Source organism: Streptomyces corynorhini, assembly GCF_003346515.1.
GTDB classification, from domain to species: Bacteria; Actinomycetota; Actinomycetes; order Streptomycetales; family Streptomycetaceae; genus Streptomyces; species Streptomyces corynorhini.
Genome location: NZ_QQNA01000375.1, coordinates 1 through 10,033, shown reverse-complemented (window position 1 = coordinate 10,033; position 10,033 = coordinate 1). Strand labels below are relative to the sequence as shown.

Sequence of the window (10,033 nt, the reverse complement as noted above, 5' to 3'; positions counted from 1 at the left end):
CCGGAGCGGCCGGAGCGGCCGGAGCGGCGGGGCGTGCGGTGGGGCGTGCGACGGGTGGTGCGCCGGGTGGTGCGGTGGGGCGTGCGACGGGTGGTGCGGCGAGGGGCACTGCCGAGTGCGCCGCGGGGTGCGCGCCGGAGTGCGCGAGAGGGCTCATACGACCACCCTCGCCGCCCGGTACCGGACCCACCACGCGCCTTGTCCCTATGAGGTCATAACCTGGGCTTATGGCCGATGCCCCGCCCACCCCCCGGTCCGGCGCTCCCGGCGCCGCGCCGCTCGCCCACCGGGTGCCCGACCTCGGCTCGCTGGAGCTGCTGCTCGCCGTGGCCCGGCTCGGCAGCCTCGGCCGTGCGGCCCGCGAGAGCGGCATCAGCCAGCCCGCCGCCAGCGGCCGCATCCGGGCCATGGAGCGCCTGCTCGGGGTGGCCCTGGTGGACCGCTCACCGCGTGGCTCGCGCCTCACCGACGCCGGAACGCTGGTCACCGACTGGGCCCGGCGCGTGGTGGAGGCCGCCGAGGCGTTCGACGCGGGCGCCCAGGCCCTGCGCGGGCGCCGGGACTCACGGCTGCGGGTCGCGGCCAGCATGACGATCGCGGAGTACCTGCTGCCGCGCTGGCTGATCGCGCTGCGCCGGGAGCGGCCGGGCACCGCCGTCTCGCTGCACGCGGGCAACTCCGTCGCCGTCGCCGAGCGGCTCCTGGGCCATGAGGCGGACCTCGGGTTCGTGGAGGGCCTCGCCACGCCGGACGGGCTCGACTCGGCCGTCGTCGGCCACGACCGGCTGCTCGTCGTCGCCGCCCCCGGCCACCCGTGGGCCCGCCGCCGCGCCCCGCTGGACCCGGCCGAGCTGGCCGCGACCCCGCTCATCCTGCGGGAGCCAGGATCCGGCACCCGCCAGGTCCTGGACGCCGGGCTCGCCGCGTACGGGGGACTGGCCGAGCCGCTGCTGGAGCTGGCGTCCACCACCGCGCTGAAGGCGGCGGCGGTGAGCGGAGCCGGTCCCTGTGTCCTCAGCGAACTGGCGGTCGGCGAGGAGCTGGCGGCGCACCGGCTCGTCGAGGTGCCGGTGGCGGGCGTACGGCTGCGCCGCGATCTGCGCGCGGTCTGGCCTGCCGGGGCCAGGCCGACGGGCCCCGCGCGCGATCTGCTCTCCCTGACACGCGGAGCCCCCGCCCCGGCTGACCGCCCCGGCTGACCGCCCCGGCTGACCGGGGCGGCTGACCGGGGCGGCTGACCGGGTCCGGTCCGGGCGGTCCAGGACCGGTCCAGGACCGATCCGGGATCCGGCCCTACCGGCGGGTCCGGTCCTGCCGGTCCCGGCTACCGGGGTGCGCCCGCCCCGACCTCGGCGGTCCTGGCGCCCGCGGCCTCGACCAGGGCCCCCATGACCCGGGTGTCCTCGGCCATCTCCGGGTGCCACTGGACGCCCAGCGTCCATCCGGGGCCGGGCAGCTCCACGGCCTCGACCGTGCCGTCCGCCGCGAGCGCCGAGGCCGTCAGCCCCGTGCCCAGCCGGTCCACGCACTGGTGGTGGTGGGTCGGTACGGTGAACTCCTGCGGCACCAGAGCGCCGTAGCGGGTGCCGGGCACCGGCTTCACGGCGTGCTCGCCGAAGCGGCCCGTCACCCCCGAGGTGTGGCCGTCCAGGTGCTGGACGAGCGTTCCGCCCAGCGCCACGTTCAGCAGCTGCATCCCCCGGCAGATCCCCAGCAGCGGGGTCCCGGAGTCCAGGGCCGCCCCGATCAGGGCCAGCTCCCAGGCGTCCCGTTCCCGGGCGGGCGGCCCGGTGCGCGGGTCCCGGTCGGCTCCGTACCGTACGGGCTCCACATCGGGGCCGCCCGCGATGACCAGCCCGTCCAGCCGCCCCACCACGGACGCGGCGGCGCCGGGGTCCGCGTCGGGCGGGAGCAGGGCGGCCAGCCCACCGGCCCGCTGCACCAGCCGGGGGTAGCCGGCGGGCAGCAGGGCGGCGGGCAGCTCCCAGACGCCCCAGGCGGCGGACGCCTCCAGATAGGTGCTGACGCCGATGAGCGGCTTCATGGTCGCGTCCTCCGTGCTGTCTCTCGCGCTGTGCGCACTATCGGTCCCGTTCGAGTTCGGCCTCGGCGGCGGCCAGCGCCGCGAACTCCTCCTCGGGAGCCGCGGCCACCAGCCGGTGCCGACTGTAGAAGGTGAAGTAGGCCAGGGCGACGACATAGACCCCCAGCGCGATGAAGGCCGCGTCCTTGTCCACCAGGAACGTCGCGACCAGCGCGGACAGCGCCAGGACGAACGCCACACCGGAGGTCAGCATCCCGCCGGGCGTGCGGTACGGACGCGGGAGGCCGGGCTCGCGGCGGCGCAGCACGAGATGGGAGAGGGCCATCAGGGAGTACGAGATGGTCGCGCCGAACACCGCCACGTTCAGCATCCGGCCGCCGTCCCCGGTGGCCGCCGCCAGCCCGAAGCCGATGGCGCCGGGGATCAGCAGACCCAGATAGGGGGCTTTGCGGCGGCTCGTCAGGGAAAGGAACCGGGGCAGATAGCCCGCGCGCGAGAGCGCGAACAGCTGCCGGGAACCGGCGTAGATGAGGGAGATGAACGACGCGACGAGACCGGCGAGACCCGCGTAGTTCACGAACCGGCTCAGCGCAGTCGGCTCGCCGTCGCCCTGGAGCGCGACCACCAGCGGATTGCCCGCCTCCTGGAGGGCGGCCGAGCCGCGCGCCCCCGTCGCCGCGAAGAAGGTCACCAGCGCCAGCAGGACGAGCACGCCCATGGCGATCGAGAGCGCCTTCGGCATCGAGCGCACCGGGTCCTTGGCCTCCTCGGCGGCCAGCGGCACCCCCTCCACGCCCAGGAAGAACCACATGCCGAACGGGAAGGCCGCCCAGATGCCCAGCACACCGAAGGGAAGCCACGAGTTGGAGCCGAACGCCGCCTCGTCCACCGGGATGTCGTTGAGACCGCCCGCGTCGAACTCGGTGAAGGCGCCGACCGCGAAGATCAGCAGCGCCGCCACCGCGACGGCCGTCACCACCAGGCTGAAGCGCAGCGCCTCGCCGACGCCCCAGAGATGGATACCGATGAAGATCACGAAACAGGCCAGATAGACGGGCCAGCCCGCCGTCAGGCCGAAGAGACGCAGCGATTCGACGTACTCACCGATGAATATGGAGATCGCGGCCGGTGCCAGGATGTACTCGATGAGGATCGCCGTGCCGGTCAGGAAGCCGCCCCAGGTACCGAGCGCGCGGCGTGCGAAGCCGTAGCCGCCGCCCGCCGTGGGCAGGATGGCGGAGAGTTCGGCGAGCGAGAAGACGAGGCACGCGTACATCACCCCCATCAGCACCATGGCGATCGCGAGACCGCCGAAGCCCCCCTCGGAGAGGCCGATGTTCCAGCCGGAGAAGTCCCCGGAGACGACATAGGCGACGCCGAGCCCGGTCAGCAGCAGCCACCCGGCGCTGCCGCGCCGCAGCGCGCGCCGTTTCAGATAGTCGGTGTCCCGCTGATCGGCGCCGTCGGCCGTATCGGCCGGTGGGGTGAGCGCGTCGGTGCCGTCGGACATGAGCTGCTCCTGCCTCGGGTTAAAGGTGTGAGGCCACACCTTTACGCTCCGGATCGCCGCGCGCAAGACTCGTGCGTTAAACGGTTGTTACGGATGGACCGTGAGGGGGATCGTGCTTCGCATCGCAGCCGGGCCCGGAGCGGCCCCCGGCCGGTCGCGGGCCTCCTCCGGGCCGAGCTGCCGCGACGCTCAGCTCAGGAACCCCCGCAGCAGCGCCGCCGTGCCGCCGCAGTGCTCGCGGGCGATCTCGCGCGCCCCGTCCGCGTCCCCGTCGAACACCGCCTCCACCAGCGCCGTGTGCTGGCGCTGCGAGTGCTCCAGGTTCCGCACGAGCAACGGGATGCAGTCCAGCAGATCGTTCACCGACGCCCGCACGGCCGCGTACTGCTCGGTCAGTGTCGCGGACCCGGCCAGCTCGGCGAGGGTGAGATGCAGCAGCGTGTCCAGCCTGCGGTACTCCGCCAACGGCGCGTCGCGGGTCGCGGCCAGCGCCGAGCGCAGCCGCTCCGCCCGCTCCCCGCTCAGCCCGTCCGCCGCGCACAGCCCCGCCGCGCCGACCTCCAGCACCTCGCGGAAGCGCAGGACGTCCTCGATGTCGACGTCCGCCACCCGGCGCCGCAGCTCCTCCTCGGCGCCCAGGGCCGGAGCGTCGGGCCTGGGACGTACGAACGTCCCGCCGTACCTGCCGCGTCGGCTCTCCAGCAGCCCTTGGTCCTGGAGGACCTTGAGCACCTCGCGGAGGGTGACCCGGCTGATCCCCAGCCGGTCGGCCAGCTCGCGCTCGGCGGGCAGCCGTTCGCCGCCCGCCACCAGGCCGAGCCGGACGATCCGCAGGATCTGCTCCAGCGCCTCCTCGAAGCCGTTGCCCGCCCGCACCGGCCGCAGCACCGGAGTCAGTGGATCCGCTTCCGGCGGGCCGACGGGCCCGCCCTTCTTCGCCACGTCGCCGTTTCCCCTTCCCAATCAATGGTCTACAGGCATACCTTATGGCTTCCGGCCGACCGAAGGAGGAGTACCCCCGTGGCAGACCGCACACCCCCGCTCAGCGTCGAGGAACTGCGTGTCCTCGTGGCGAGCGGTGAGATCGACACGGTCGTCCTGGCCTTCCCCGACATGCAGGGACGGCTCCAGGGCAAGCGGTTCGCCGCTCCGTTCTTCCTCGACGACGTCCTGGAGCACGGCACCGAGGGCTGCAACTACCTCCTCGCCGTCGACACCGAGATGAACACCGTCGACGGCTACGCGATGTCCTCCTGGGAGCGCGGCTACGGCGACTTCGCCATGCGCCCCGACCTCACCACCCTGCGCCGCGTCCCCTGGAACGAGGGCACGGCGATGCTCGTCGCCGACCTCACCTGGCACGACGGCTCGCCCGTCGTCGCCGCGCCCCGGCAGATCCTCCGCCGCCAGCTGGAGCGCCTCGCCGAACACGGCTTCACCGCGCACGTCGGCACGGAGCTGGAGTTCATCGTCTTCAAGGACAGCTACGAACGGGCCTGGGACAGCAACTACCGGGGGCTGACCCCCGCCAACCAGTACAACGTCGACTACTCCGTCCTCGGCACCGGACGCGTCGAGCCCCTGCTGCGCCGGATCCGCAACGAGATGGCCGCCGCCGGGCTGACCGTCGAGTCCGCCAAGGGCGAGTGCAACCCCGGGCAGCACGAGATCGCCTTCAAGTACGACGAGGCGCTCGTCACCTGCGACCAGCACGCCATATACAAGACCGGCGCCAAGGAGATCGCCTCGCAGGAGGGCGTCTCGCTCACCTTCATGGCCAAGTACAACGAGCGCGAGGGCAACTCCTGTCATATCCACCTCTCGCTCCAGGACGCGCACGGCACCAACGTGATGGCCGGGGACGGGCCCGGCGGCATGTCGCCCGTGATGCGGCACTTCCTCGCGGGTCAGCTCGCCGCGCTGCGCGAGTTCTCCCTGCTGTACGCGCCCACCATCAACTCGTACAAACGCTTCCAGCCGGGCTCGTTCGCCCCCACCGCCGTCGCCTGGGGCTACGACAACCGCACCTGCTCGCTGCGGGTCGTCGGACACGGCCGGTCCATGCGCTTCGAGAACCGGCTGCCCGGCGGAGACGTCAACCCGCACCTCGCCGTCGCCGGGCTGATCGCCGCCGGGCTCCACGGCATCGAGCACGCACTCGAACTCCCCGACGAGTGCGCGGGCAACGCCTACAGCGCAGGTTACGAGCAGGTCCCCACCACCCTGCACGAGGCCGCCGCCCTCTGGGAGAACAGCCCCATCGCCCGCGCCGCCTTCGGCGACGAAGTGGTGGCGCACTACCGCAACATGGCGCGCGTCGAGGTGGAGGCATTCGACGCCGCGGTGACCGACTGGGAGCTTCGCCGCTCCTTCGAACGTCTGTGAGGAACGACGTGCAGGAACACCACGTGGCCGAACACCACGTCCTCGACCCGGCCACCGGACGGACCATCGCCACCGTCGCGGCGACCACCCCCGCCGAGGTCGACGCGGCGGTACGGCGGGCCGCCGCGGCCCAGCGCGGATGGGCGGCGCTCGCCCCCGCCGACCGGGCCAGGGCGCTGCGCCGGTTCGCCGTCGTCGTCGACGAGCACCGCGAGGAGCTGGCCAGGACCGAGGTCCGGCAGGCCGGCCACACCATCGGCAACGCCCGCTGGGAGGCCGGTAACGTCCGCGATCTGCTGGACTACTCCGCCGGGGGAGTGGAGCGGCTGACCGGCCGCCAGATCCCGGTCGCCGGAGGGCTCGACCTCACCCTGCTCGAACCCCTCGGGGTCGTCGGGGTGATCGCCCCGTGGAACTTCCCCATGCCGATCGCCGCCTGGGCCACCGCACCCGCGCTCGCGGCGGGCAACGCCGTCCTGCTCAAACCCGCCGAGACCACGCCGCTCACCGCGCTCCGGCTCGCCGAACTCGCCCTGGAGGCCGGGCTCCCCGAGGGCCTCTTCCAGGTCCTGCCCGGCGCCGGGGACGTCACGGGCGAGGCCCTGGTCGACCACCCGGGCGTGGCCAAGATCGTGTTCACCGGCTCCACCCGGGTGGGCAAGCGGATCATGGCGCGCGGCAGCGCGCTCGTGAAGCGGGTGACCCTCGAACTCGGCGGCAAGAGCCCCAACATCGTCTTCGCCGACTCCGACCTCGAACAGGCCGCCGCGAGCGCGCCGATGGCGTTCCTGGACAACGCCGGGCAGGACTGCTGCGCCCGTACCCGCATCCTCGTCCAGCGCGAGGTCCACGACCGGTTCCTGGAGCTGCTCGCCCCCGCCGTCGAGTCCGTCGTCGTCGGCGACCCGGCCGACGAGAGGACCCGGATGGGCCCGCTGATCTCGGCGGCCCAACTGGAGCGGGTACGGTCCTACGTCCCCGGAGGGGCGACGGCCATCCGGGGCGCCGCACCGGACGGCCCCGGCTTCTGGTTCCCGCCGACCGTCCTCACCGAGGTGGCGCCCGACTCGCCGGTCGCCACCGACGAGGTCTTCGGACCGGTCGCCGTCGTGCTGCCCTTCGACGACGAGGAGGACGCCGTCCGGCTGGCCAACGCCACCGAGTACGGGCTCGCCGGGTCGATCTGGACCCGGGACGTCGGCCGCGCGCTGCGCGTCTCGCGCGCCGTCGCCGCCGGGAACCTGTCCGTCAACTCGCACAGCGCCGTCCGGTACGGGACCCCCTTCGGCGGCTACAAACAGTCCGGACTCGGCCGGGAGCTGGGGCCGGACGCCCTGACCGCTTTCACGGAAACCAAGAACGTCTTCATCAGCACGGAGGCCTGAACCATGACCGCTCCCCAGAACGACCTCGTCTGCCGCCGGCTCGTGGGCCGTACGGCGGTCATCACCGGTGCCGGCAGCGGCATCGGCCTCGCCACCGCGCGGCGGCTCGCCTCCGAGGGCGCGCACGTCGTCTGCGGCGACATCGACGAGACCGCGGGCAAGGCCGCGGCCGAGGCGGTCGGCGGGACCTTCGTCCAGGTCGACGTCACCGACGCCGAGCAGGTCGAGGCGTTGTTCAAGACCGCGTTCGACACCTACGGCAGCGTCGACATCGCCTTCAACAACGCGGGCATCTCGCCGACCGACGACGACTCGATCCTCACCACAGGACTCGACGCGTGGAAGCGGGTCCAGGAGGTCAACCTCACCTCCGTCTACCTGTGCTGCAAGGCGGCCATTCCGTACATGCGGCGTCAGGGCCGGGGCTCCATCATCAACACCGCCTCCTTCGTGGCGCGGATGGGCGCGGCCACCTCGCAGATCTCCTACACCGCCTCCAAGGGAGGAGTGCTCGCGATGTCCCGGGAGCTGGGCGTGCAGTTCGCCCGGGAGGGCATCCGGGTCAACGCGCTGTGCCCGGGGCCGGTCAACACCCCGCTGCTGCGGGAGCTGTTCGCGAAGGACCCGGAGCGCGCCGCGCGCCGACTGGTGCACATCCCGGTGGGCCGCTTCGCCGACGCGCAGGAGATCGCGGCGGCGGTCGCGTTCCTCGCGAGCGACGACGCGTCGTTCGTGAACGCCACCGACTTCCTGGTCGACGGCGGGATCGCGGGCGCCTACGTCACCCCGGTGTAGGGCGACGTACCACCTGGTCGGACAGAGCCTGGGCCCTGTCTTCACCGTCCCGCCCGCCCCGCGGACGGGACGGTGCCGCCTCGAAGACAGGGCCCGAGGCATGAGCATGACGACCCCGCCGGGCCGGTGCCCCGAGGAGGGCGACGCGGAGCGCGGACCGGCAGAGCGGACTCACAGGAACGTGTGACCCTCGCCCCGGTACGTGGGCACGGACGCCACCACCCGGTCGCCCTCCACCAGCCGCAGCGTCTCGAACCGCTCGCACAGCTCACCGGCCTTGGCATGGCGGAACCACACCTTGTCGCCGATCAGCAGATCGTCGGCCGCCGAACCGAGCAGGGGGGTCTGCACCTCGCCCGGCCCCTCCTGGCCGTCGAAGCGCAGCCCCTCCGGCAGATACGGCACGGGAAGCCGGTCCCGCCCCGCGGGCCCCGACGCCGGATAGCCGCCACCGAGCACCGTCACCACCCCGACCCCCGGCCTGCGCACCACCGGCTGCGCGAACAGCGCGGCGGGGCGGCCCGTGAACGACGTGTAGTTGTCGAACAGCCGCGGAACGTAGAGGCCCGAGCCCGCGGCGATCTCCGTCACCGCGTCCTCGGCGGCCGTGTGCTGGACACTGCCCGTCCCACCGCCGTTGACGAACTCCAGCTCCGGCGTGACGGTCCGCACCGCGCGGACCACCGCGGCGCGCCGCTCCGTCAACTCCCGGCGGGCGGTGGCCTGCATCGCCCTGATCACCAGCGAACGCAGCGGCCGCCCCGCCAGAGCGTCCCCCACCCCGGCGATATGACCTTCGTACGCCATGAGCCCGACCAGCCGGAACCCGGGACGCCGGGCTGTCGACCGGGCCAGCTCGGCCAGCTGGGCCGGTTCCCGCAGCGGCGACCGCAGGGCGCCGATCCTGACCCGCCCGCCCAACATCCGCAGGGCCGTATCGAGTTCCAGACAGATCCGCAGCTCCTCCCGGCCACCGTCGCGCGCCGCGTCGATGAGATCCAGCTGCGCCGGATCGTCGATCATCACCGTGACGGCGTCGGCCAGCTTCCGGTCCCCGGCCAGCTCCGCGTAGCGCGCGCGGTCCGCCGACGGATAGGCGAGCAGCACGTCCGTGAAGCCGGCCCGCGCCAGCCACAGCGACTCGGCCAGCGTGAACGACATGATTCCCGCGAAGCCGTCCCGGGCCAGCACCCGCTCCAGCAGCGCGCGAGAGCGTACGGACTTGCTCGCCACCCGGATCGGTTTGCCGCCCGCCCGCCGTACGAGATCGTCGGCGTTCGCGTCGAACGCTTCGAGATCCACGAGGGCGAGCGGAGCGTCGAGATGAGCGGTGGCCCGGTCGTAACGGGCCCGGTCAGTGGCGCGCGGATTCATGGCACGCAGCCTGCCAGAGCCCGCTACCGCACGGTAGGGGGACGTTCTGGGCAGAACGTCACCGGCCTCCGCGGTCGTTCCCGCCGGGCCCCCTCCAGCCCGTAGAGTGACGCACACGCCGCGTCGAACGGGCCTCTTCCGTAAGGTGATCGGCCATGCGGTGAACCGATCGGTCAGGACAGCGGCACTGGGGGGCGCGGATGAGCACCGAAGCACCACGCGCCGCCGCATCGCCACGTACGCCCGTACCCCCGCGCACGCCCGTACCGCCGCGCCCCACCGATCCACCGGCCGCGGACACCGTCGCGCCGTCCAAGCCCTCCGTCACGGCCCCCCGGCCCCCCGCCGTACCCCCGCGCCCTGCGACGGCTCCGCCGCGCCCGCGTACCGCGTTCGGCCCGCCGCCCGTCACGACCGGCCGACAGCCCTCGTACGGTCCGCCGCGGCCCAAGACGCAACCGTCCGAGGGCCGCCCCGCCGCCGACCGGAGCGCTCGCGCCGCCCCTCCCATGCCACGGGTACCACCCGCACCCGTGGCAT

8 protein-coding genes are annotated in these 10,033 nt (G+C 73.3%); 4 read left to right on the top strand and 4 right to left on the bottom strand.

Annotation, left to right across the window (positions count from 1 at the left end):
* Positions 1-227 precede the first annotated feature (227 nt).
* Entirely contained in the window at positions 228-1,199 is a 972-nt protein-coding gene (locus DVH02_RS32825) for a LysR family transcriptional regulator (RefSeq protein ID WP_114627493.1), read from the top strand.
* A 125-nt stretch (positions 1,200-1,324) separates the two neighbouring features.
* Here the strand turns inward: DVH02_RS32825 and DVH02_RS32820 are convergent, their stop codons facing one another.
* The 3 genes from DVH02_RS32820 to DVH02_RS32810 all read right to left on the bottom strand — a co-directional run bounded on the left by DVH02_RS32820 (position 1,325) and on the right by DVH02_RS32810 (position 4,517).
* Positions 1,325-2,044, bottom strand: a complete 720-nt coding sequence (locus DVH02_RS32820; protein WP_114627492.1) for a gamma-glutamyl-gamma-aminobutyrate hydrolase family protein — start codon at positions 2,042-2,044, stop codon at positions 1,325-1,327.
* A gap of 37 nt (positions 2,045-2,081) precedes the next feature.
* On the bottom strand, positions 2,082-3,554 hold the full coding sequence (eat, locus tag DVH02_RS32815; RefSeq protein ID WP_114627491.1) for an ethanolamine permease: 1,473 nt from the start codon (positions 3,552-3,554) through the stop codon (positions 2,082-2,084).
* A gap of 189 nt (positions 3,555-3,743) precedes the next feature.
* Positions 3,744-4,517, bottom strand: coding sequence for a FadR/GntR family transcriptional regulator (locus DVH02_RS32810; protein WP_199566505.1), 774 nt, complete (start codon positions 4,515-4,517; stop codon positions 3,744-3,746).
* Positions 4,518-4,574: 57 nt separating this feature from the next.
* On the opposite strand from DVH02_RS32810, the gene DVH02_RS32805 reads away from it, so the two are divergent.
* The 3 genes from DVH02_RS32805 to DVH02_RS32795 are packed head-to-tail and all read left to right on the top strand — an operon-like array spanning position 4,575 to position 8,119.
* Positions 4,575-5,939 carry a glutamine synthetase family protein gene (locus DVH02_RS32805; RefSeq protein WP_114627490.1) on the top strand — a complete coding sequence of 455 codons (1,365 nt, stop codon included), beginning with the start codon at positions 4,575-4,577 and terminating at the stop codon, positions 5,937-5,939.
* Between the two features lie 23 nt (positions 5,940-5,962).
* Positions 5,963-7,324: an aldehyde dehydrogenase family protein gene (locus DVH02_RS32800; protein WP_233518601.1), complete on the top strand. Its 1,362-nt coding sequence runs from the start codon at positions 5,963-5,965 to the stop codon at positions 7,322-7,324.
* 3 nt (positions 7,325-7,327) lie between these two features.
* A complete protein-coding gene (locus DVH02_RS32795; protein WP_114627489.1) occupies positions 7,328-8,119 on the top strand; it encodes a 3-oxoacyl-ACP reductase in 792 nt (263 codons plus the stop codon).
* Positions 8,120-8,290: 171 nt separating this feature from the next.
* Here the strand turns inward: DVH02_RS32795 and DVH02_RS32790 are convergent, their stop codons facing one another.
* Positions 8,291-9,493 carry an amino acid deaminase/aldolase gene (locus DVH02_RS32790; RefSeq protein ID WP_114627488.1) on the bottom strand — a complete coding sequence of 401 codons (1,203 nt, stop codon included), beginning with the start codon at positions 9,491-9,493 and terminating at the stop codon, positions 8,291-8,293.
* Between the last annotated feature and the right edge of the window lie 540 nt (positions 9,494-10,033).

Excerpts from the sequence above, each read along its gene's own strand:
- DVH02_RS32825 (WP_114627493.1), top strand. The coding sequence starts at position 228 with ATGGCCGATGCCCCGCCCACCCCCCGGTCCGGCGCTCCCGGCGCCGCG.
- DVH02_RS32820 (WP_114627492.1), bottom strand. The coding sequence starts at position 2,044 with ATGAAGCCGCTCATCGGCGTCAGCACCTATCTGGAGGCGTCCGCCGCC.
- eat (WP_114627491.1), bottom strand. The coding sequence starts at position 3,554 with ATGTCCGACGGCACCGACGCGCTCACCCCACCGGCCGATACGGCCGAC.
- DVH02_RS32795 (WP_114627489.1), top strand. The coding sequence starts at position 7,328 with ATGACCGCTCCCCAGAACGACCTCGTCTGCCGCCGGCTCGTGGGCCGT.
- DVH02_RS32790 (WP_114627488.1), bottom strand. The coding sequence starts at position 9,493 with ATGAATCCGCGCGCCACTGACCGGGCCCGTTACGACCGGGCCACCGCT.